General features: G+C 68.9%; 18 protein-coding genes. 12 read left to right on the forward strand and 6 right to left on the reverse strand.

The window, feature by feature from the left end:
• The first annotated feature begins 8 nt into the window (after nt 1-8).
• The 4 genes from CA951_RS22615 to CA951_RS22630 all read left to right on the forward strand — a co-directional run bounded on the left by CA951_RS22615 (nt 9) and on the right by CA951_RS22630 (nt 4,624).
• Nucleotides 9-1,571: a long-chain-fatty-acid--CoA ligase gene (locus CA951_RS22615; RefSeq protein ID WP_087558938.1), complete on the forward strand. Its 1,563-nt coding sequence runs from the start codon at nt 9-11 to the stop codon at nt 1,569-1,571.
• Nucleotides 1,568-1,996, forward strand: a complete 429-nt coding sequence (locus CA951_RS22620; protein ID WP_087558939.1) for a YchJ family protein — start codon at nt 1,568-1,570, stop codon at nt 1,994-1,996. The genes CA951_RS22615 and CA951_RS22620 overlap by 4 nt, the downstream gene beginning before the upstream one ends.
• 24 nt (nt 1,997-2,020) lie before the next feature.
• Entirely contained in the window at nt 2,021-2,623 is a 603-nt protein-coding gene (locus tag CA951_RS22625; protein ID WP_087558940.1) for a hypothetical protein, read from the forward strand.
• A gap of 102 nt (nt 2,624-2,725) precedes the next feature.
• Nucleotides 2,726-4,624 (forward strand): ABC transporter ATP-binding protein, encoded by a 1,899-nt coding sequence (locus CA951_RS22630; protein ID WP_087558941.1) that lies wholly within the window; start codon nt 2,726-2,728, stop codon nt 4,622-4,624.
• On the opposite strand, the gene CA951_RS22635 is transcribed toward CA951_RS22630, so the two are convergent.
• The gene (locus tag CA951_RS22635) at nt 4,605-6,008 is read right to left on the reverse strand and encodes a phosphotransferase (protein WP_087558942.1); all 1,404 of its coding nucleotides are present in this window, start codon (nt 6,006-6,008) and stop codon (nt 4,605-4,607) included. The two genes, CA951_RS22630 and CA951_RS22635, sit on opposite strands and share 20 nt — an antisense overlap.
• Nucleotides 6,005-7,861 carry a maltose alpha-D-glucosyltransferase gene (gene treS / locus CA951_RS22640; protein WP_087558998.1) on the reverse strand — a complete coding sequence of 619 codons (1,857 nt, stop codon included), beginning with the start codon at nt 7,859-7,861 and terminating at the stop codon, nt 6,005-6,007. The genes CA951_RS22635 and treS overlap by 4 nt, the downstream gene beginning before the upstream one ends.
• 183 nt (nt 7,862-8,044) lie before the next feature.
• Here treS and CA951_RS22645 point away from each other — a divergent pair, with 183 nt between their 5' ends.
• Complete coding sequence (locus CA951_RS22645; RefSeq protein WP_087558943.1) at nt 8,045-8,596, forward strand: DinB family protein; 552 nt, start codon at nt 8,045-8,047, stop codon at nt 8,594-8,596.
• A gap of 87 nt (nt 8,597-8,683) precedes the next feature.
• Nucleotides 8,684-9,313 (forward strand): hypothetical protein, encoded by a 630-nt coding sequence (locus tag CA951_RS22650; protein ID WP_087558944.1) that lies wholly within the window; start codon nt 8,684-8,686, stop codon nt 9,311-9,313.
• Between the two features lie 33 nt (nt 9,314-9,346).
• Here the strand turns inward: CA951_RS22650 and CA951_RS22655 are convergent, their stop codons facing one another.
• Entirely contained in the window at nt 9,347-11,113 is a 1,767-nt protein-coding gene (locus CA951_RS22655) for a DEAD/DEAH box helicase (RefSeq protein WP_087558945.1), read from the reverse strand.
• Between the two features lie 109 nt (nt 11,114-11,222).
• On the opposite strand from CA951_RS22655, the gene CA951_RS22660 reads away from it, so the two are divergent.
• The 4 genes from CA951_RS22660 (at nt 11,223) to CA951_RS22675 (ending at nt 15,443) form a co-directional block, all read left to right on the forward strand.
• Complete coding sequence (locus tag CA951_RS22660; protein ID WP_087558946.1) at nt 11,223-12,020, forward strand: carbon-nitrogen hydrolase family protein; 798 nt, start codon at nt 11,223-11,225, stop codon at nt 12,018-12,020.
• A 59-nt stretch (nt 12,021-12,079) separates the two neighbouring features.
• Entirely contained in the window at nt 12,080-12,709 is a 630-nt protein-coding gene (locus CA951_RS22665) for a phosphoribosyltransferase (RefSeq protein ID WP_087558947.1), read from the forward strand.
• Between the two features lie 99 nt (nt 12,710-12,808).
• Nucleotides 12,809-13,513: a heme peroxidase gene (locus CA951_RS22670; protein ID WP_087558999.1), complete on the forward strand. Its 705-nt coding sequence runs from the start codon at nt 12,809-12,811 to the stop codon at nt 13,511-13,513.
• A gap of 139 nt (nt 13,514-13,652) precedes the next feature.
• A complete protein-coding gene (locus CA951_RS22675) occupies nt 13,653-15,443 on the forward strand; it encodes a long-chain fatty acid--CoA ligase (protein ID WP_087558948.1) in 1,791 nt (596 codons plus the stop codon).
• Nucleotides 15,444-15,494: 51 nt separating this feature from the next.
• Here the strand turns inward: CA951_RS22675 and CA951_RS22680 are convergent, their stop codons facing one another.
• Nucleotides 15,495-16,118 carry an alpha/beta hydrolase gene (locus CA951_RS22680; protein WP_143543087.1) on the reverse strand — a complete coding sequence of 208 codons (624 nt, stop codon included), beginning with the start codon at nt 16,116-16,118 and terminating at the stop codon, nt 15,495-15,497.
• A gap of 78 nt (nt 16,119-16,196) precedes the next feature.
• Between CA951_RS22680 and CA951_RS22685 the strand changes: the two genes are divergently transcribed.
• Entirely contained in the window at nt 16,197-19,664 is a 3,468-nt protein-coding gene (locus tag CA951_RS22685) for a bifunctional RecB family nuclease/DEAD/DEAH box helicase (protein ID WP_087558950.1), read from the forward strand.
• On the opposite strand, the gene CA951_RS22690 is transcribed toward CA951_RS22685, so the two are convergent.
• Together CA951_RS22690 and CA951_RS22695 are read right to left on the reverse strand one after the other, a co-directional pair.
• Nucleotides 19,649-20,827, reverse strand: coding sequence for an amino acid deaminase/aldolase (locus CA951_RS22690; RefSeq protein ID WP_087558951.1), 1,179 nt, complete (start codon nt 20,825-20,827; stop codon nt 19,649-19,651). The genes CA951_RS22685 and CA951_RS22690 overlap by 16 nt on opposite strands.
• An 81-nt stretch (nt 20,828-20,908) precedes the next feature.
• On the reverse strand, nt 20,909-21,553 hold the full coding sequence (locus tag CA951_RS22695; protein ID WP_087558952.1) for a TetR/AcrR family transcriptional regulator: 645 nt from the start codon (nt 21,551-21,553) through the stop codon (nt 20,909-20,911).
• Between the two features lie 101 nt (nt 21,554-21,654).
• Here CA951_RS22695 and CA951_RS22700 point away from each other — a divergent pair, with 101 nt between their 5' ends.
• Nucleotides 21,655-22,971 (forward strand): D-arabinono-1,4-lactone oxidase, encoded by a 1,317-nt coding sequence (locus CA951_RS22700; protein WP_087558953.1) that lies wholly within the window; start codon nt 21,655-21,657, stop codon nt 22,969-22,971.
• Nucleotides 22,972-22,975: the final 4 nt, after the last annotated feature.

Genomic DNA, 22,975 nt, shown 5'->3' on the forward strand with positions numbered 1-22,975 from the left:
GTGGGCGCATGTCGGACGCCGAGAACGAGGTCATCTTCGACCGACTCGCGCACTGGGCGCAGGTTCGACCGGACGACGCCGCCGTGCAGTTCCAGGGGGCCGAGTACACGTGGTCCGGGTGGCACGACCGGATCCTGCACGTCGCGGGGGCGTTGGCGGAGGGCGGAATCGGGGCGGGCGACACGGTCGCGTTCGTCGACAAGAATCACCTGTCCTGCCTCGAGGTCACCTACGCCGCCTCCCTCCTCGGCGCGGCGGCCGCTGTGCCCAACTGGCGACTGGCCGGCGAGGAACTCGACTACGTGATCAACGACTGCAAGGCTCGAATCCTGTTCGTGGGCAACGAGTTTCTCCAGCAGGTCATGGCATTGCGGGACCGGCTGACCGGCATCGAGCAGATCATCACCGTCGGCGGGGAGCACGACGAGTTCGAGCCGTGGCTCGCCGAGGCGTCCGTCCTGTCGTCGAGGCCGGAGGTGGCCGGTGACGCCACCGCGCTGATCCTGTACAGCTCGGGAACCACCGGCAGGCCCAAGGGTGTTCAGCTGACGCACCGCAACCTGATCGCGCACAGCGTCGCGGTGCTCGACATCCTGCCTGCACGGCACGACGACTGTCTGCTTGTCGCCATGCCGCTGTTCCACGTCGGCGGGAGTTGCTACGCCATCATGGGGGTGCACGCCGGCGCCCGCTGCCATTTCACGAGGGAGGCCGACGCCCCGTCGCTGTTCGGCGCGCTCGCGGCCGGTGCGAACATCGCGTTCCTCGTACCCCCGGTGATCGCCGGAGTGCTCGCCGCGGGCGAGCAGGCCGTGGCCGCGTTCGGCGCGCTGAACCGCATCACGTACGGCGCGGCCCCGATGCCGCTGCCGTTGCTGCGCAGCGCGCTCGCCGCCTGGCCGAACGCGGAGTTCGTCCAGGTGTACGGAATGACCGAGTGCGCGGGGGTCGTCACCGCACTCCTGCCGGAGGTGCATCGCGACGAGGCGCAGGAGGCGAGGATGGCGTCGGCGGGGCAGCCCATTCCCGGTGTGGAGATGCGCATCGTGGACCCGGCCACCGCCGAGGACGTCGCCACCGGTGAGACCGGGGAGTTGTGGTGGCGGTCGGACCAGCGCACGCCCGGCTATCTCGGCAAGCCCGAGGCGACGGCGGAGGCGATCACCGCGGACGGGTGGTTGCGCAGCGGCGACATGGGCCGCGCGGACGCCGACGGTTTCGTGTTCATCGAGGACCGGCTGAAGGACATGATCATCACCGGCGGCGAGAACGTGTACTCCCCGGAGATCGAACGGGTCCTCGTCGAACACCCGGCGGTGGCGGAGGTGGCGGTGATCGGCGTGCCCGACGACCACTGGGGTGAGACGGTCAAGGCCGTCGTGGTGCCGGTGACCGGAAGCAGCATCGAACCGGACGAACTGATCCACTACACCCGTCAGCGCCTGGCGAAGTTCAAGTGCCCGACGACGGTCGACGTCGTCGACCTGCTGCCGCGCAACCCCACCGGCAAGATCCTGAAGCGGGAACTGCGCGCACCGTACTGGAAGGACCGCACCCACAAGCTCGTGTGAGCTCGGTCCATACTGGGACCGTGACCGTTCGATGCCCCTGCCTGCTCGGTGAACCCTACGACGAGTGCTGCGGGAGGTATCACCGCGGCGAGGCGAAGGCGCCCACGGCCGAGCGCCTGATGCGATCCCGTTTCAGCGCATTCGCGGTCCTGGACGCCGACTATCTCATCGCGACGTGGCACCCGAGCACGCGGCCCGCGGATCTGGATCTCGACCCCGAGCAGCGCTGGACCCGCCTCGACATCCTGGGGACGACCGGCGGCGGTCTGCTCGACACCACCGGCACCGTCGAGTTCCGTGCCCACTACGTACTGGACGGCCACCGCGAATCGCTGCACGAGAACAGCCGATTCGTCCGTGAGGACGGCGACTGGCTGTACCTGGACGCGATCGCGACGCCACGCCCGGGGCTCCCGCGTCTCTGATCGGCCCCGGCTTACGATCGGATCATGATCAACCACCGGATCGGTCCCTTCGCCGCGTTCGCCGCCTGCGCGCTGGCCCTGACGCTCACCGGATGCTCGGAGTCGAACTCCGCCAGCAGTGTGGCTGCGACGTCGCCTGCCGCCGCGGCCACCACGAGCAGCGCACTCGAATCCGAGTCGGCACCGATCCCGACCGACGCGGCGCCGAAGTCGTCCGCGGCGTCCGAGTCCGCGAAGCTCACCGTCACCGACGTCCGCGTCGGCGGGCACGAGGGATTCGACCGCGTGGTGTACGAACTCGGCGGCAAGGGCACCCCCGGCTGGCGGGTCGGATACGTGGACCAGGCCGTGCAGGACGGCAGCGGCAAGACGATCCCGGTGGCGGGCAACGGCATCCTGCAGGTGCAGATCGACGGCTCGGCGTACCCGTTCGACAGCGATGTGGAGGGCTACTCGGGCCCCAATCCGGTGCCCGGTGTTCCCGGCGGCACGGTGACCGAGGTCAACGGTGCGCTCGTGTTCGAGGGCGTCACCCAGTCGTTCATCGGCGTGACCGCACCCGGCCGTCCGTTCACGGTGTCCACCCTGTCCGATCCGACGCGGGTGGTCGTCGACGTCGCTAAGTGACGCTTCCCGCGGCCGCGACTTGACCTCGAGTAAAGTTGAGGTTCTACCGTCGTGTCATACCCCGGCTCTACCGTGGGGGGACAGCGACAGGAGGCCGCCGGCATGAGCATGGAAGTCACGGCATGGAACGCCATGTACAACGCGATGCACGCCCAGGAGGATCGACGCCCCTTCTCCCGGACGACGTTGCGGCGGATCGCCCGTTTCGCCCGCCCGCACCGCCGCAACCTCGCGTGGTACCTGCTGCTCAGCGTCGTCACGGCCGCGCTGGCCGTGGCCACCCCGGTGCTGGCGGGCCGCGTCGTCAACGCCATCGTCGGCGGCGACGCGGTGTCCGTGATCGTGCGTCTCGCGGCGCTCATCGCGGTCATCGCCGTCCTCGAATCCGCACTCGCGCTGTGGACGCGGTGGTTGTCGGCGAGCATCGGCGAGGACCTGATCCTCGACCTGCGCACCGCCGTGTTCGACCACGTGCAGCGGATGCCGATCGCCTTCTTCACCCGCACCCGCACCGGCGCGCTGGTCAGCCGCCTCAACAACGACGTGATCGGTGCGCAGCGCGCGTTCAGCGACACCCTGTCGGGTGTGGTGTCCAACCTGGTCACGCTCGGCATCACGCTGATCGTGATGATCGGGATCTCCTGGCAGATCACGCTGTGCGCACTGCTGCTGCTGCCGATCTTCGTCCTGCCCGCCCGCACGATGGGCGCGCGGCTCGCACAACTCAATCGTGAGGCGGCCAACCACAACTCGGTGATGAGCACGCAGATGACGGAGCGGTTCTCGGCGCCGGGCGCCACCCTCGTCAAACTGTTCGGCCGCCCCTCCGAGGAGTCCGCCGAATTCGCGGTCCGTGCGCGGCGAGTGCGGAACATCGGCGTCCGCACCGCCATGCTGCAGTCGGTGTTCGTCACCGCGCTCACCCTCGTCTCGGCGCTCGCGCTGGCCCTCGTCTACGGGCTCGGCGGGTTCTACGCACTGCGCGGACAACTCGACGCGGGAGCGGTCGTCGCGATGGCGATGCTGCTCACCCGCCTGTACTCGCCCCTCACCGCACTGGCCAGCGCACGCATGGACGTGATGAGCGCGCTGGTGAGCTTCGAGCGCGTCTTCGAGGTCCTCGACCTGAAGCCGCTGATCGCGGAGAAGCCCGACGCCGTCGCGGTGCCCGAGGGCCCGGTGTCGGTGGAGTTCGACTCCGTGGAGTTCGCGTATCCCTCGGCCGACAAGGTGTCGCTGGCGTCGCTCGAAGAGGTCGCGACCCTCGACACCCGTGGCGGCGTCGAAGTGCTGCACCGACTGTCGTTCCGCGCCGAACCCGGGCAGATGGTCGCCCTGGTGGGATCGTCCGGGGCCGGCAAGTCCACCATCGCCCAACTGGTTCCCCGGCTCTACGACGCGGACGCGGGCTCGGTGAAACTCGGCGGGATCGACGTGCGGGACCTGACCGCCGACTCCGTGCGGGCCACCGTCGGAATGGTGACCCAGGACGGGCACCTCTTCCACGAGACCGTGCGGGCCAACCTCCTGCTCGCCCGTCCCGGCGCCACACCGGCGGAACTCGCCGAGGTCCTGGACCGGGCGCGGCTCACCGACCTCGTCGCCGCCCTTCCCGACGGCCTCGACACGGTGGTCGGTGAACGCGGCTACCGGCTGTCCGGCGGCGAACGGCAGCGGCTGACCATCGCCCGCCTGCTGCTGGCGCATCCGCGGGTGGTCATCCTCGACGAAGCGACGGCGCACCTGGACTCCACGTCCGAGGCCGCCGTGCAGGAGGCGCTGGGCGAGGCCCTCACCGGCCGCACGGCGGTGGTGATCGCCCACCGGTTGTCGACCGTGCGCGCGGCCGATCTGATCCTCGTGGTCGAGGCCGGCCGCATCGTCGAACGCGGCACGCACTCCGAACTGCTCGCCGCGGGCGGCCGGTACGAAGAGCTGTACCGCACTCAGTTCGACACGGGCACGGTCTCGTCCCCGGCGCTCACCGAGGTGCTGCGGTGAGTCTGCGAATCGCGGAGAGGGGCAAGCCGATCCACTTCGGGCGGTTTCTCGCCTCGTACACCGTCTCGTACACCGCCTTGTCGAGTTCGTAGGCCCGGAGCAACGCCGCCGCCTCGCGTGGATCGGTGCCCGACACCGAGGCATAACCCTCGCAGAAGGCGTCGGCGTTGCGCTGGGCCCACTCCCTCGCCCGGAAGTCCCGCTGCGACGCCGCCCCCATCGCCCCCATCGGCACCGAATCGGCCAGCAGGTGGTGGGCGGCGTAGTCGAAGGACCGCAGCATTCCCGCGACGTCCCGCAACGGACTGTCCCGTTCCCGGCGCTCGTCGAGCGTCTTGGCGGGCTCCCCCTCGAAGTCGATGAGCAGCCACCGCTCCGGTGTCCGCAGCACCTGACCGAGATGCAGGTCCCCGTGAATCCGCTGGACGGCGGTGGCACCCAGCGCTTCCGCCTCGGCGAACTTGTCCCGCACCGCGGCGGCCACCTCCCCCAGTTCCGGAACGATCCCGGTGGCGGCGTCCAGCCTCCGGGTCATCGCCTCCACCGTCGTCGACGCGACCTGCCGCTCCTCCGCACCCAGCGCACCCGCCAGCGTCGCGTGCACCTCGGCGACGGCGGCGCCCATGCGATGGGACTCACCGGCGAAGTCCGTCCCCAACTCCGCGGCGTGGAGATCCGCCTCGATCAGGAGGTCGCGGACGCTGCCGAGCGCCATGCTCCACCCGTCCGCCGAGTTGGCCTCGAAGTCCTGCACCATCGCGAGCGTGGTCAGAATCCCGGCCACCTCCGTCTCCATCCACGCCCGCAGCGTGGCCACGTATTCACTGCCCGCGCCCGCGAGCGCCAGATGGAGTTCCACATCGGGATTCACCCCCGGGGTGACCAGGCGGAAGATCTTCATCAGCAGCTTCTCCCCCAGCACCACCGACGTGTTCGACTGCTCCGCGCCGAGCGTCCGCCCACGCAGTCCCGGCTCGATCACCGTGCCCGGCACGGTCTTCAACTGCACCGGCCCGGAACTCTGCGCCTCGGCCAGCAGGTCCGCGTACAGGGTGATGACCTCGGCGTCGTGCAGTCCGTCGTACGCGATCATGGCGTTGCCCTCGCCGTCCGGCAACGCCCACGGTTCGAGCTCCTCGGGAAGATGACTGCGGAACCCGAGCGGCACCTGGTACACCTGCGCCGGGCCCGCTTCGAACTCCACCGACACCAGCAGGTGCTCGGCGGAGAACCCGAAGACCGACGTCAGCTCGTGGCGGAGCAGGATCCGCACCGCCGAGATGGTGTTGCCCTTCGCGGCGAACCACCGCCGGTCCGGCAGCCACCGGACGAGTTGCCGCTCGAGGGTCTCGTCGGGAATGCGTCCACTGGTGGGTTCGTTCACTGCTGCACCGCCTGTTCCGCTTCACTGCTGACCGGATGTCCGCTCACCGCGCCATCGGATTTGGGATCCGGTTGCAGCGCGAACCAGAAGAAACCGTGACCGGGCAGCGTGATCATGTACCCGTCGTCCCCGATCGTGGGAAAGGGAACGGAGCCGGTGAGCTCCACGGGGATTCGGCCGGAGAACTGTGTGAGGTCCAGTATCACCGCCTGCGGGAACCGGGACAGGTTGTTGACGCACAGGATGACGTCACTGTACGGGCGGTCCTCGCTCGGCGGGGTCTCCCGTACATACGACAGGACGGCCGGGTTCGCGCTGCCGAGTTCCGTGAACGAGGCCGTCCCGAACGCCGGGTGCTGTTTACGGACCTGGATCAGCCTGCGGGTCCAGTGCAGCAACGAGTTGGTCGAGTTCATCTGCGCCTCGACGTTCACCGACTGATAGCCGTACGTGGGATCCATGATGACCGGCAGGTACATTCGCGCCGGGTCGGCGCGGGAGAATCCGGCGTTTCGGTCGGGCGTCCACTGCATCGGCGTCCGCACCGAGTCCCGGTCGCCGAGCCAGATGTTGTCGCCCATGCCGATCTCGTCACCGTAGTAGAGGACGGGCGAACCCGGCAGGCTCAGCAGCAACGCGGTGAACAGCTCCAGCTGGTTGCGGTCGTTCTCGAGCAGGGGCGCGAGGCGTCGCCGGATGCCGATGTTCGCCTTCATCCGCGGGTCCTGGGCGTATTCGGAATACATGTAGTCACGCTCCTCGTCCGACACCATTTCGAGCGTCAACTCGTCGTGGTTCCGGAGGAAGATTCCCCATTGGCACGAACTCGGAATCGGCGGGGTCTGCGCGAGGATCTCGGAGATCGGAAAACGGTTCTGCCGCCGCACCGCCATGAAGATGCGCGGCATCAGCGGGAAGTGGAACGCCATGTGGCATTCGTCCCCGACGTCCGGCTCCCCGAAGTACTCGACGACGTCCGACGGCCACTGGTTGGCTTCGGCGAGCAGCGCCCGCCCCGGGTACTCGGCGTCCATGACGGCCCTGCACCGCTTGAGGAAGGCGTGGGTCTCGGGCAGGTTCTCGCAGTTGGTGCCGTCCCGCTCGAACAGGTAGGGCACCGCGTCCAGCCGGAAACCGTCGATTCCGAGGTCCAGCCAGAACCGCAGCACGTCGATCATCGCGTCCTGGACGTCGGGATTGTCGTAGTTCAGATCCGGCTGATGGGAGAAGAAGCGGTGCCAGTAGTACTGCTTGCGCACCGGATCCCACGTCCAGTTGGATGTCTCCGTGTCGACGAAGATGATGCGCGCGTCCGGATACCCTTCGTCGCCGTCGGACCAGACGTAGAAGTCGCCGTACGGGCCGTCGGGGTCGTTGCGCGACTCCTGGAACCAGGCGTGCGTGTCGGACGTGTGGTTCATGACCAGGTCGGTGATGACCCTGATCCCGCGGCGGTGCGCCTGGTCGAAGAGCTGGACGAAGTCCTCGACCGTCCCGAACTCCGGCAGCACGGCGCGGAAGTCGCGGATGTCGTAGCCGCCGTCGCGGAGCGGTGAGTCGTAGAACGGCGGCAGCCACAGACAGTCCACGCCGAGCCAGGACAGGTAGTCGAGTTTCGACGTCAGCCCCCGGAGATCGCCCGTTCCGTCGCCCGAGGAGTCGAAGAACGCGCGGACCAGAACCTCGTAGAACACCGCGGTCTTGAACCACTCGTTGTCGACCTGCAGTTCTCTGGCGTGGAAGAAGTCCTCGGACCGGGCCTCGATGATGTGGCCTTCCAGGTCGTGCTCCGGCGGGACGGCACCCTCACGCGACGGGTCGGCGTGGGCGGACGACGAATCTTCCAGGGGCATAAGCACCTCGGCTTGCGACTCGATCACAGGAACAGGGACGTTCACGGACACTTGTGTCGATCGTAGGGCGGGTCCGCCCGCGCCGCTGGGAACGCGCCCAGCCGGACACCCGGCCCGCCGAAGATCCCGGCAACTCCCCGATCGAGGACAGTAGGTGTCCGCTATCCGCGCCACACTGAATGCATGAACGAGACACCCAGCACCCCGGCCCTCATTTCCGACGAGCGCGGACTCCTGCTCCTCATGCTGGACAACCAGCGCACCGCGTTCCGCAACGCGGTGTCCGGACTGACCGAGGAGCAGGTCCGCAGCGTGCCCAGCGCCAGCGAGATGAGTCTGGCGTCCGTCCTCAAACACGTCATCGACGGCGAAGAGGCGATGACCGCGCGCATCACCGGAACCCCGCGCGGTGGCGGCGACGATCCGGTGGCCGCGTGGATGGCGGCATGGAACGTCGCCGACGACGAGACCGTCGACGTCCTCCTCGCCCGCTTCGACGCGGCCCAGCGCGCCACCGAGGCCGCGGTCGCCGCCGAAACCGACCTGGACCGCGACGTCGACCTGCCCGCCGACGTGGCGCAGTGGATGACGTCGGGCGTCGTGTTCACAGTCCGCTACATGCTGCTGCACCAGATCGAGGAACTCGCCCGGCACGCCGGTCACGCCGACGTGATCCGGCAGTCCCTCGACGGCGCGCGGGCCGATACGCTGGCCGGCGGCGGCAGCTGGTCCTGACTGTTTCCCCGCTGTCGGGTAAATTCTCCGCTCGGGCGGCGCTGCAGAGCTGCCCGGACGAGACAATGAGGAGTTCAGGTGGACGGTATGAGCGTGATGCGACGCACGATCGCGGTGGCAACGGTCGGTATCGCGGCTTTCGGCCTCGCGGGCACGGCAGCGGCAGACCCGGCCACCCCCGACGTCCCCGGACTCGCCGAACTCCGCACCCAGGCCGACAAGCCCGAGGAGAAGGCCGCGGTCGAGGCGCTGGCCACGTCGACCGTGCTGCGTGACGTCGCGGGCGAGAACACACCGTTCTTCTACACCGCACCGACCGTGGGATGCGGCACCGTCGCCCCGGTCACGCTGACGCTGGCGTCGGGCACCACCGGGCCGACCGCCGAGGTGAAGGCACACGAGATCAGCTTCCAGGCCCTCTCCGCCTATCCCGGTGTCGTGAGGTCGTCGGGACTGAACGTCGCGTGGATCAACACCAGCACCGGCGGCAGCGGCATCCTGCCCCTCGACGGGCTCACGGAAGACGGCTACCCCGCGCTGAACAAGGTGGTCGCGACGGGCGCGGGCACCGTCGTGGCATCGATCTTCGGCACCGTCGACTACACCAGCGCGACCTGCTATGTGCTGCCGACCGTCGGTTCGTTCTTCGTTCCCGAGGAGGGCCCGCTGCCTGCCGAGGCGGCACAGCCCGCCCCGGCTCCCGCTCCCCCGGCGTAACCGCCGGAGAACCCGGTCAGGGCCGCGCGAGGACTACTCGCGCGGCCTTTTCCTGTTGTCTCGGTCGCGCTGGAACTTTCCGCCGGCCCGGTCGTCGCGGCCACCACGGCCCGGACGACCCGACGGCGGCCCCGAGTCGGGCTGCAGCTGGATCAGCACCCCGGAGATCCGGGTACGGCGCAGTGCCTCGAGGGTTTCGCTGGACAGGTCTGCGGGCAATTCCACCAGGCTGTGGTCCGGGCGGATGCTGATGTGCCCGAAGTCGCTGCGCCGCAGCCCACCCTCGTTCGCGATGGCACCGACGATCGCACCCGGCACCACCCGGTGCCGCTTGCCGACCGCGATGCGGTACGTCGCGAGCTCCTGGCCTTCCGGCCCGCGCGAGCGGGTCGGGGGGCCGTCGTCGAAACGGCGCGGCGGGCGGGGTTCACGGGGTTCCCGTTCACGGCGGGGCGCGGGCGGCGGTTCGGGCGCCATCAGGAACGCCTCCCCGTCGCGCGACTGCACCGCGAGCGCCGCGGCGATGTCGGCGAGCGGAACGTCGTGCTCCTGCTCGTAGTCCTCGATCATCTTGCGGAACAACGCCAGGTTGTCGGAGGTCAGGCTCTCGGTGATCGAGTCGCCGAACTTGGACACACGCTGCGCGTTGACGTCGTCGACGCTGGGCAGCTGCATCTCGGCGAGCGGCTGACGAGTCGCCTTCTCGATGGCCTTGAGCAGGTGCCGTTCGCGCGGCGCCACGAACAGCAGCGCCTCGCCCGCGCGCCCGGCGCGACCGGTTCGGCCGATCCGGTGGACGTACGACTCCGTGTCGTGCGGGATGTCGTAGTTGACGACGTGGGAGATGCGTTCGACGTCCAGGCCACGTGCGGCGACGTCGGTGGCCACCAGGATGTCGAGGGCGCCGCTCTTGAGCTGGCCGATGGTCCGCTCACGCTGGGCCTGCACGATGTCGCCATTGATGGCCGCGGCGGAGAACCCGCGTGAACGCAGTCGTTCCGCGAGGTCTTCGGTGGCCTGCTTGGTGCGCACGAAGATGATCATGGCCTCGAAGTCCTCGACCTCGAGGACACGCGTGAGGGCGTCGAGCTTGCGCTGGTGCGCCACCTGCACGTACCGCTGCGAGATGTTGGAGGCCGTCGACGTCTTCGACTTCATCGTGATCTCGACGGGGTCGTGCATGTACTGCTTCGAGATCTTGCGGATGGCGCCCGGCATGGTGGCCGAGAACAGGGCGACCTGCTTGTATTCGGGGGTGTCGGCGAGGATGCGCTCGACGTCCTCCTGGAACCCCATCTTCAGCATCTCGTCGGCCTCGTCCAGGACGAGGTAGGAGAGCTTGGACAGGTCGAGGGTGCCCTTCTCCAGGTGGTCGATCACGCGACCGGGCGTGCCCACGACGACGTGCGCGCCGCGCCGCAGTCCCGACAGCTGGACGCCGTAGCTCTGACCGCCGTAGATCGGCAGGACGTGCAGGCCCGGAATGTGGGCGGAGTACTTGCCGAACGCCTCGGCGACCTGCAGGGCCAATTCCCGGGTCGGCGCGAGGACCAATGCCTGCGGCGACTTCTGCGCCAGGTCGATCTTCGAGAGGATCGGTACCGCGAACGCAGCGGTCTTGCCGGTGCCGGTCTGCGCCAGGCCGACGACGTCGTTGCCGGCGAGGAGGGGCGGAATGGTGGCGGCCTGGATCGGCGAGGGCGACTCGTAGCCCACATCGGACAGTGCCTTCAAGACCCGATCGTCGATGTCGAGGTCGGCAAAAGTGGGGGGTTCGGGGTCACGCTCGATATCACTCATTGACCAGCAGTTTAGTGCACGAGTCCACACTGCAACGCCACGCCGCGGAAATAGGCGGCGACCGGGACGGGAGAGACCCGCCGCGGCGTCGTCGCCTAGCGTGGACGGCATGGTCGATGTCGCTGTCATTCAGTTCGCTCCCGGTCAGGACAAGCAGGAGAACCTGCGCACGGTCCGCACGCTCGCCGCCGAGGCCGCGGGCCGCGGCGCGAAGGTGGTGGTGGCGCCGGAGTACGCGATGTTCACGGCGCCCAGAACGGACGAGCGGATCGTCGAATCGGCCGAGGCCCTCGACGGCGAGTTCGTCGGCGGGCTGGCCGCGACCGCGAAGGAACTCGACGTCCATCTGGTGGCGGGAGTCAACGAGGCGCTGCCCGGCGACGATCGCATCTCCAACACCCTCGTCGCGCTCGGGCCCCGCGGCGACATCGTCGCCACCTACCGCAAACTCCACCTGTACGACGCGTTCGGCTACAAGGAATCCGACGTCATCCGCGCCGGGGAGATCGGCGCACCGGAGACGTTCGCGGTCGACGGCCTCACGTTCGGCATGCAGACCTGCTACGACCTGAGGTTCCCCGAGGTCACCCGACGGATCGTCGATGCGGGCGCCGACGTGCTGCTGCTGCCGGCGCAGTGGGTGCCCGGCCCGCTCAAGGAGGATCACTGGTCGACCCTGATCCGGGCGCGCGCCATCGAGAACACCGTGTACGTGGCGGCCGCCGATCAGAGCGCGCGCACCGGGGCCGGAAACAGCATGATCGTCGATCCGATGGGTGTGACCCTCGTTTCGCTCGGTGAGCGGGTGGGCACCGCGGTCGCGTCGGTCGATGCGGAGCGGATCACCGCGGTGCGGGAGAAGAATCCCGCCCTCGCCCTGCGCCGATTCACCGTCAGCGAGATCTGAGCGGCCACATCGGGAGTAGCGTCGGAGACGAACCGTTCTTCACGATCACGGAGCGTTCGATGTTCTACACCAGTCGCGCCGACGCCGGTCGCCGACTGGCCGCCGCACTGGACCACCTGCGCGGAACCGACCTGGTGGTGCTCGGCCTGCCGCGCGGCGGCGTCCCCGTCGCATTCGAGATCGCCGCGGCCCTGTCGGCACCCCTCGACGTCGTGCTCGTCCGCAAATTGGGTGTGCCGTGGCAGCCGGAACTCGCGATGGGCGCCATCGGCGAGGGTGAATCCCGGGTGATCAACGACGACGTTCTCCGCATCGCCCGGGTCAGCAAGACGTCGCTCGCCATGGTGGAGGCGAAGGAACGCCACGAACTCGAGCGGCGGGCACGGGTGCTGCGTGGCAACAGACCCCGGGCGTCGCTGAGGGGCCGCATCGCCGTCCTCGTCGACGACGGCATGGCCACGGGCGCGACCGCAGCGGTGGCCTGCCAGTCGGTGAAGAAGCTGGGCGCAGCCCGGGTGATCGTCGCGGTCCCGGTGGCCGCTCCCGAGGCCGTCGGCCGGCTGCGCGTGACGGCCGACGAGGTGGTCTGTCCCTACACCCCAGCCGATCTCGGCGGCGTCGGCAACGCGTACGCCGATTTCCATCAACTCTCGGACAGCGAGGTCACAGACCTGCTGACGCCCCGCTGACGGTCATTCTCGAGGAATCTTCAGCTTCAGTGCAACGTTCCCGGAGGCCCTGTCGATACACCGGAAAGAGCACAGAACAGACTGCCTTTGGAGGATCTCGTGACCGTCTCTGCCGATACCGTCGAAACCGTCGTCACCGCGTGCCGCGACCGATTGGGCGACCCGTCCGGTTGGGTCACCTCCGATGCCTACCGGCACAGCCTCGCTCTCTGCATCATCGAATCGGTGCAGTCGAGCGCCGGGCACAGCGAGGTCGCCGTCGTCGACCGTTACCTGGCTTACCGGCGGGCGCACCCCGATCAGCCCCTCACCGACGGCGCCCGCGACCTCCTCCGCACGTTCGAGGAGGCGGGCAGCTCGGATCAGTGGGCGGGCAAGGTCGGCTCGTACAAGCGGCGGTACACCGCCACCGGCGTGCCGATCGAGGCACGTCACATCCAGCTGGCGGCCGAGCGACTACACCAGCTCCGCATCAACAGCATCGACGACCTCCTCGAGGCTGCCAGGGACGAAGCAGCCCTGGAGCAGATCCACGACGCGTGGATCGAGGTGTGCGGGGAGAGCAGCGACGTCACGTGGGCGCACTTCCTGATGCTCGCCGGCATCCCCGGGGTCCGGCCGAACCGGGTGGCGGACGTCTTCATCAGCGGCGCGCTCGGCATCTCGGAAGCCACCGACGACGGCCTGGCCGAGGAGATTCTCGCGGCGACCGCGACCGAACTCGGGGTCGATCCGGACCAGTTGAACTACGCGATCCGGCGCTGGCTGTCCGCCAACTCGCGCCGCCTGGAAGAGGCCGCCTGAGTTATCAGTTTACGCCGAGTTACACTAATCTCCGCTGGTCAGAACAGAAATACACATAACGGACATCGACCCTGGTGCGAAACCAGGACAAATGTGATCGAATGCACATCCGTCATGTCGTTTCAGTGGAGGGGTCATAGTGCGTGAATTCTCGGTACCGCAGTCGTTCTCAATTCCGGAGGACGCCTCCATGGCGGACACGGTCTTCCGTCACGCCGAGGAAGACCCGAAGTTCGTTCCGTTCAAGCGCCCGGGCAACGGTGGATGGGTAGACGTCACCGCCGCCGAGTTCGCGGAGCAGGTCGCCGCCGTCGCGAAGGGCCTCATCGCCTCGGGCATCGAACTCGGTGACCGCGTCGCGATCCTCTCCGCCACCCGCTACGAGTGGGTCGTCATCGACTACGCGATCTGGACAGCAGGCGGGTGCACCGTCGCGATCTACGAGACGTCCGCACCCGATCAGGCCAAGTGGATCCTCGAGGACTCCGGCACGTCGCTGCTGGTCGTCGAGAACGCGAAGCAGGCCGATGCACTGAAGGTCGTCACCGACGGCGCCCCGGACCTGCGCGAGGTCCTGCAGATCGAGGGTGCGGGCGCGATCGAGGAACTGTCGAGGCGCGGCGAGAGCGTCACCGACGAGCAGTTGCACGAGCGTCGCCACCAGGTGCGCGCGTCCTCCCCCGCGACCCTCATCTACACGTCGGGCACCACGGGCCGCCCCAAGGGCGTGCAGTTGACGCACTCCAACTTCTACGCGGAGTCCGCGGCCGTGAAGCTGGCGCTCAGCGACGCGATGTACGCGGGCAGGCGCACCCTGATGTTCCTGCCCCTCGCGCACGTCTTCGCGCGCGCCATCTCGTTCGGGGCGTTCGACGCCAAGGTCACGGTCGCGCACACCGCCGACCTCACCACCCTGCTCGACCAGTTCGCGGCGTTCAAGCCGCACTTCATCCTGTCGGTGCCGCGCGTGTTCGAGAAGGTCTACAACTCCGCCAAGCAGAAGGCGTACGACGGCGGCAAGGGCAGCATCTTCGAGAGGGCGTCCGCCACGGCGATCGCGTACAGCGAGGCGCAGGACACCGGCGGCGCCGGGCTGGGCCTCAAGCTCAAGCACGCCCTGTTCGACAAGCTCGTCTACTCGAAGCTGCGCACCGCGCTCGGCGGCGAGTGCGACCGCGCCGTCTCCGGTGGCGCCGCGCTCGGCGCCCGCCTCGGCCATTTCTTCCGCGGCATCGGCGTCCCGGTGTACGAGGGCTACGGTCTCACCGAGACCAGCGCCGCCATCTCCGTGAACACCACCCGTGCGCAGAAGGTCGGCACCGTCGGCAAGCCGATCGACGGCCACGCCGCGAAGATCGGCGAGGACGGCGAACTGCTCCTGAAGGGTCCCGTCGTGTTCGGCGGGTACTGGCACAACGATCAGGCCACCGCGGATTCGATCCGGGACGGCTGGTTCCACACCGGCGACCTCGGCTCGATCGACGAAGAGGGCTACATCTCGATCACCGGCCGCAAGAAGGAGATCATCGTCACCGCGGGCGGCAAGAACGTCGCGCCTGCGGTCCTCGAGGACGCCCTCCGCGCGCACCCGCTGATCAGCCAGTGCCTCGTGGTCGGTGATGGGAAGCCGTTCATCGGCGCGCTCATCACCCTCGACTCGGAGACCCTCCCCGGCTGGAAGGAACGCCACGGGCTGGCCGCCGACACCCCGGTGTCCGAACTGGTGAAGAACCCCGACCTGGTCGCCGAGATCGACGAGGCGGTGGCCGAAGGCAACAAGAAGGTGTCCAACCCGGAGCGGATCAAGAAGTACCGCATCCTCGAGGTCGACTTCACCCAGGAGACCGGTGAACTCACTCCCACGCTGAAGCTCAAGCGGAACGTCATCCACAAGGAGCACGGCGCGGCCATCGAGGCCATCTACGCGTAAGCGGCTCCGCCGCCCGTGAGTGGTTGAGGAGTCCCTGCACTCCTCAACCACTCACGGGCGCGCAGCGCCCAGCACGAAATCGCGGACCACCGCGGTGACGGCGGCGTGGACCTTCTCGTGCAGCAGGTCGTGTCCGGCGTCGTCGAATTCCCGTAGTTCGAGGCCCGCGATCCCCGCCGCCCACTCCCGGACGGGGTCGATCGGGGCCATGCGGTCGTCCACGCCGTGGACCGCGAGCAACGGGATTTCCAGCGAACCCAGCGCGTCCGCCGTCTGCTGCACGGCGGCGGTCTTCGGGGTCCCGCACAGAATCGCGCCCCGGAATCCGGAGTCGCCGCGCATGAGAAGTTCCATCGAGACGGCGGCCCCGAGGGAATGCCCCATCAGCACGCGCGGGACGTCCGGTGCGTGCTGCTCCGCGAGGCGGGTGAGGAGCGCGGCGTCCTCCGCCAGTTCCGCGACGGACCCGGGGTGGTCGCCCTCGGACAGGCCGTGACCCGCCTGGTCGATTCCCCACACCCCGATTCCCGCCGGCGTCAGCCCGCGCGCGAACCGGTGGTAATGCCCCGTGTGCTGCCCCATCCCGTGCAGAAACACCAGCTGGACGACGGGTCCCCCCACCGCGCTCCAGTGCCGGTAGTGGACGCGTCCGGAGTGGCCGTCGAAGAAGGGCATGGCTGCCATTCTGGACGTGTCGCCCCCCGATGGCACAATCGGGCGGGTGAACTCACCGGCAGAACTGGGGACGTAGCTGTGTTCCTCCTCGACGACACCATCGTCTACAGCGCCAGCGACCTCTCCGCGGCCGCCACCTGCGAGTTCGCGTTGCTGCGCCGGTTGGATGCCACGCTCGGGCTCGGCGGCCCCGGCGCCGCGGCCACGTCCGTCGACGACGATCCGATGCTGCGACGGACGTCGAGCCTGGGCGACGCGCACGAGCATCGCCGGCTCGAGCAGTTCCGCGCCGAGTTCGGCGACGGGGTGGTCACGATGGACCGGCCCGAGTACACCACCGTGGGTCTGTTCGACGCGAACCTGGCCACCGTGGAGGCGATCCGCGGCGGCGCCGACGTCGTGTACCAGGGCACGTTCTTCGACGGCCGCTTCCTGGGTTTCTGCGACTTCCTCGTCCGCGACGGCGACACGTACGCCGTCTACGACACCAAGCTGTCCCGGCACGCGAAGGTGTCGGCTCTCCTCCAGCTCGCCGCCTACGCGGAAGCGCTGGCCGGCAACGGAATTCCGACGTCCCCGGACGTGCACCTGCTCCTCGGCGACGACAGCGACTCGGCGCACTCGCTCGGCGACATCGTCCCGGTGTACTCCGCGCGGCGCGCCTCGCTCGAACGAATCCTCGACGAGCACCGCGACGAGCAGTCGGTCGCGGAGTGGGGCGACCCCCGGTACACGGCGTGCGGTCGCTGCGACACGTGCACCCCGGAGGTCGAGCAGCACCGCGACCTGCTGCTGGTGGCCGGAATGCGCTCGACGCAGCGGAGCCGGCTGGTCGCGGCCGGGATCGGCACTCTCGACGCGCTCGCCGCGCATGCGGGCAGCGTCGAGGGGCTGCCCGAACGCACTCTCGAATCGTTGCGGGCCCAGGCCGCTCTGCAGTTGCGGCAGGAGTCCTCGGGCACCCCCGAGTTCCAGCTGTACGCCCCGCAGGCGCTGGGTGGACTGCCGGAACCGGACGACGGCGACATCTTCTTCGACTTCGAGGGAGACCCGCTGTGGGCCGAGAACGGTTCCACCGACTGGGGTCTCGAATACCTCTTCGGCGTGGTCGAGGGTCCCGCCGGCGCCGCCGTGTTCCGGCCGTTCTGGGCACACGACCGCGCGGAGGAGCGGCAGGCGCTCGTCGACTTCCTCGACTACGTGACGGCGCGACGTCAGCAGTACCCGAACATGCACATCTACCACTACGCCGCGTACGAGAAGTCGGCGCTGCTGCGGCTGGCGGGGCGGCACGGCGTCGGCGAGGAGACCGTCGACACCCTGCTGCGCGACAACGTCCTCGTCGACCTGTACCCGGTGGTGCGGGGATGCCTGCGGATCGGTGAACGGTCTTACAGCATCAAGAAACTCGAACCGCTGTACATGCCGGAGCAGCCGCGCGACGGCGACGTCACCAACGCCGCCGCGTCGGTGGTCGCGTACGCCGACTACTGCGATCACCGGGACAACGGCCGCGACGAGGAGGCCCGCGCGCTGCTGCAGGGGATCGCCGACTACAACCAGTACGACTGCGATTCCACGTTGCGGCTGCGCGACTGGCTGATCGGGCAGGCGCGGACGCACGACGTCCCGCTCCGGCCGCCGGGCGACGGGCCCACCCCGGTGACCGAGGAATGCACGCCCGCGGAGGCGGCGTTGCGCGAATTCGCCGGGCACGGTCCGAGCGAGCACCGCGGCCACGACCAGCAGGCCGCCGCACTCATGGCGGCGGCGGTCGGCTATCACCGGCGTGAGCGGAAACCGTTCTGGTGGGCGCACTTCGATCGGCTCGTCGTGCCGCACGACGAACTGTCCGATATCCGGGACGTCCTGGTGGTGTCGTCCGCGGTCGTCGAGGAGAGCTGGCACAAGAGCAGCCCCCGGCAGCGCAAGCTGCGCCGGCGTCTCGAGCTCACCGGCCGGTTCGGGACCGGGAGCACGGTGGGGCCCAAGACCACGATGTACGCGCTGTACGACACTCCCGCGCCGGAGGCGGTCGCGGGCGACAATCCGCAGCAGCGAGGAACGTGCACGGTCAACGTCCTCGAAGTCGGTAAGGACGGCCGCCGCCGCGACGTGGTGATCGTCGAGGAACTCCTGAACGGCGAGGAGTACGGGCAACTTCCGACGGCGATCACCCCCGGGCCACCGATCACCACCGACCGCATCGAATCGGCGATCGCGGTGGCCGCGGACGGCATGTGCTCACCGCTGCCGGAGCTTCCGCTGTGCGCGTCCGTGGACATCCTGCGGCGGTCCGATCCGCGCACCCGGAGCGGGAATCCGCTCCCACCCGTCGACGACACGGACTACGCGGGCGCGATCACCGCCGCCCTGCTCGACCTCGAGGACTCGTACGTCGCGGTACAGGGTCCGCCCGGCACCGGCAAGACGTACACCGGGGCCCGGGTGATCAAGGCACTCGTCGAGCAGCACCACTGGCGGATCGGCGTGGTCGCGCAGTCCCATTCGGTGATCGAGAACATGCTCGGCGGCGTCGTGAAGGCCGGGCTCCCCGCCGAACTCGTCGCGAAGAAGGACGGGCGGCATCGCGCTGCGACGTGGACCGACATCAGTTCCAACGATTACCCCGGCTTCATCGACCAGGCGGAGGGAACGGGCTGCGTGCTCGGCGGAACCGCCTGGGACTTCGCCAACACCGATCGCGTTCCGCCCGGCAGTCTCGACCTGCTGGTCATCGACGAGGCCGGGCAGTTCGCACTCGCCAACACCATCGCCGTGGGCGGTGCGGCCCGCAATCTCCTTCTGCTCGGCGATCCCCAGCAGCTCCCCCAGGTCAGCCAGGGCACCCATCCGGAACCGGTGGACGCGTCGGCTCTCGGGTGGCTCGCCGAGGGGCACGGGGCGCTGCCCGCGAGCCGGGGCTACTTCCTCGAACGCACGTGGCGGATGCACCCGCAGCTGTGTGCTCCCGTCTCGACGCTGTCGTACGACGGCAAGCTGCGTTCGCAGGAATCGGCCAGTGCTGCACGGCGGCTCGACGGAATGGCCGCCGGGGTGCACACCGTCTTCGTCGACCACCAGGGCAACGCGACCCAATCCCCCGAGGAATCGCGGGAAGTGGTCAACCGGATCACGAAGCTGCTCGGATCCGGCTGGACCGACCCCAGCGAATTCGAGGGCACCCGCCCACTCGACGAGTCCGACATCCTGGTGGTGGCGCCGTACAACGCGCAGGTCGGGTTGATCGAACGCGATCTGGCCGCCGTCGGCCTCGACAAGATCGAGGTGGGCACGGTCGACAAGTTCCAGGGGCGGGAGGCGGCCGTCGCCATCGTGTCGATGACCGCGTCCGCAATCGAGGACGTGCCGCGCGGCATGTCGTTCCTGCTGTCGCGGAACCGGATGAACGTGGCCGTCTCCCGCGGCAAGTGGGCGGCGATCATCGTCCGGTCGGAATCGCTGACCCAGTACATGCCGAGCACCCCCGAAGGACTCACCGAACTGGGCGCCTTCATGCGGCTCACCGATCAGCCGAAGCACTGACCTTCGCCGCGGTAGGTGGGCACGACGGTGCGGGATCCGTCCGACTCGACGAAGTGCACCTCGGTGAACCGCTCGCACAGCTCGCCGGCTTTCGCGTGCCGGAACCATACCCGGTCGCCGATCCCGAGATCGGCTGCCGCCCTTCCGGTCACCGGCGTCTGGACCTCGCCGGCGCCCTCGTTGCGCAGTAGCTTCAGGCCCGACGGCCACATCGGTGCGGGCACGCGGCTGCGCCCGGCGGGTCCGGAGGCGATGTAGCCGCCGCCGAACAGCGTCGCGATGCCGGGTGCCGGCCGCCGGACCGTCGAGAGGGCGAAGTACAGCGACGGGCGCGGGCGGAACGAGCGGTACCGGTCGAAGAGCGTGGGGACGTACAGACCGGACCCGGCCGTCACCTCCGTGACGACCGGGTCGGCGGCGCTCACCTCGAGCGAACCGGTGCCGCCGCTGTTGACGATCTCGAGTGCCCCGACCTCCGATTGCACGGCGTTCACCACGGCGCCGCGGCGGGTCGCGAGTTCCCTGGCGGACGCCCGTTTCATCCAGCCGATCGGTCGACTGGAGTCGGGCAGTCCCGCGATCTGCGCTTCGTAGAACATGACTCCGACGACGGCGAACCCCCGCCCGGCGGCACGTTTCGCGAACGCGGCGACGGCGGACGGTTCGCGGAGCGGGGAGCGGCGGACCCCGATGTGGACGGGTCCGAGCCGCAGCGACGCGTCCACGTCGATGCATAGCCGGGCCCGGAGGGACGTCGTGCCGGCGGCGGCGGACACGAAGTCGAGGTGGTCGTCGCTGTCGACCATCAGAGTGATCCGGTGCAGCAGTTCGGGTTCTGCCGCCAGTTCGGCGAGGGCCCCGCGGTCGGCCGTCGGGTAGCCCATGAGGATGTCCTGCGCACCGTGCCGGGCAAGCCAGATCGCCTCGCGAAGGGAGTACGCCATGATCCCGCGAAAGCCGCCGGCCGCGGTGAGATTCTCACCGAGCGCGACCTGGAGTACCGCACGGCAGCGGACTGATTTACTGGCGACCCGGACCGGGATACCGCCGGCCCGCCGAACCAGGTCGGCGGCGTTGGCGCGTAGCGTCGGCAGGTCGAGAGCGGCCAACGGCGGGTCGATCTCGGTCGTCGAGGCGATGAGACGGTCGAGCGTGGGCGTCACAGTTCGTCCAATCGTTGTGCGGCGATCTGCGACGCCAGTCAACCATCGAGTTGGACGATTGTCCAGATCGATCGGGCCCAATCAGGCCTGCTCGACCGCCTTCGCCGTGATCACCTGCACCATCTCGTCCAGCGCCGCGATCATCGCCTCGCTGTCCCGGTCGACGAGCCACCGCAGCACGAGCCCGTCCAGCATGGCCAGCCCGAACCGCGCGATCGCCTCGACCGGAGTGCCCCAGCCGACGCCGGCGATCCGGGCGCACTCGGCGAGGAATTCGATCGCCTCCTCGTCCATCGTCCGGTACTGCTGACCGGCGATATCGCCTGCGCGCTCACTCCCCGACGCCCGGTGCCGCAACGCCTGCGCGGTGATCTCGTACGTCAGCAACTGGCGGTCGGGGGTGGCCTCGATGATCGGCCACATCCCGCTGATCCCGATGTGGAGCAGTTCGCGCAGACCGTCGATCCCCCGCAGGTCCGGCGCGTGCCGCACCTGACCGAACGCCAGCCGCATCGACGCGCTGAGCTGCAGAACCAGGCTCTCGCCCATCGCGGCGAGGAGCTCTTCCTTGCTCTCGAAGCAGTAGTGCACCACACCGAGAGAGACGCCGGCCTCCTCCGCCACGGCCCGCACCGTGACCGACGCGACGCCGCGCTGCTCCGCGATGGCCAGCGCCGACTCGACGAGTTGGGCACGACGTTCATCCGCAGGAAGCCTGTTCAGCATCCTCTGATCGTAGAACCTGAGGGGGCCTCCCCCGCGACCAACACGGACGCCCGACCAACCCGGCATTTGCCTGGACGAGCGTCCAGGTTCATGATGGGCGAATGGCACAGGACACATGGCGCAACTGGGCGGGCACCGAGACGGCGAACCCGCTGCGCTTCGCGACCCCACGCTCGGTGGAGGACCTCTGCGCGCTCATCGTCGGTGCCGCGCGGCAGGGACAGCGGGTCAAGGCCGTGGGGTCGGGCCACTCCTTCACCGGGGTCGCCGTCACCGACGGGATCCTGGTCAGCCTCGACGCCCTCACCGGCATCGAATCCGTCACCCTCGACGAACCGGCGGGCGCCCTCGTCACCGTCCTCGCCGGCACGCGACTACGTGATCTGAGCGAGCAACTCTGGCACCGCGGCCTGGCCATGATCAACCTGGGCGACATCGACGTACAGTCCGTGGCGGGTGCGCTGTCCACCGGAACGCACGGCACCGGAGCGCGTTTCGGAGGTCTCGCCACCCAGGTCCGCGCCCTGCAGGTGGTGCTGGCGGACGGCTCGGTGGCCGACTGCTCCCCCACCGAGAACCCCGGACTGTTCGAGGCCGCACGCCTGGGCCTCGGCGCGGTCGGCATCATCTCGAAGGTCACCATCCAGTGCGTGCCGAACTACGTGATGCACGCCGTCGAGAAACCGGAGTCGCTCGATGCCACCCTCGACCGCCTCGACCACGACCGCGCCACGGTCGACCACTTCGAGTTCTACTGGTTCCCGCACACCCGCCGCGTCCTGACGAAGCGCAACACCCGGTTACCCGGCGACACGCCGACGTCGCCCCTCCACCCGGTCCGCGCGTACGTCGACGACGAACTGCTCTCCAACGTCCTGTTCGAGGGCATCAACAGAGTGGCGGGCCTTGCGCCGTCGACGATTCCGAAGATCAACCGGATCTCCTCCCGCATGCTGAGCGCGCGCGAGTTCACGGACCGCAGCTACCGCGTCTTCGCATCGGAGCGCCGGGTCAAGTTCCGCGAGATGGAGTACGCGGTACCCACCGAGACGCTTCCGGACACGCTCGCGGCGATCGACTCGTGGGTGGAGAAGTCCGATTTCACGGTCGCGTTCCCCGTGGAGGTCCGCTTCGCCGCGGGTGACGACGTGTGGCTGTCGACGGCGAACGGGCGGGACACCGCGTACATCGCGGTGCACCAGTATCACCGCCGCGATCACGAACCGTACTTCTCCGCCGTCGAGGCCATCGCCCGGGAGGTGGACGGGCGGCCGCACTGGGGCAAGATGCACGGCCGCACCGCCGAGGACCTGCGGCCCGCATACCCGAACTTCGACGAGTTCGTCGCCGTGCGCGACAAGTACGATCCCGAGCGAATGTTCGGCAACGCGTACCTCCGGACGGTCCTCGGTCGCTAACGTG

The organism is Rhodococcus sp. NCIMB 12038 (assembly GCF_002165735.1).
GTDB lineage: Bacteria > Actinomycetota > Actinomycetes > Mycobacteriales > Mycobacteriaceae > Rhodococcus_F.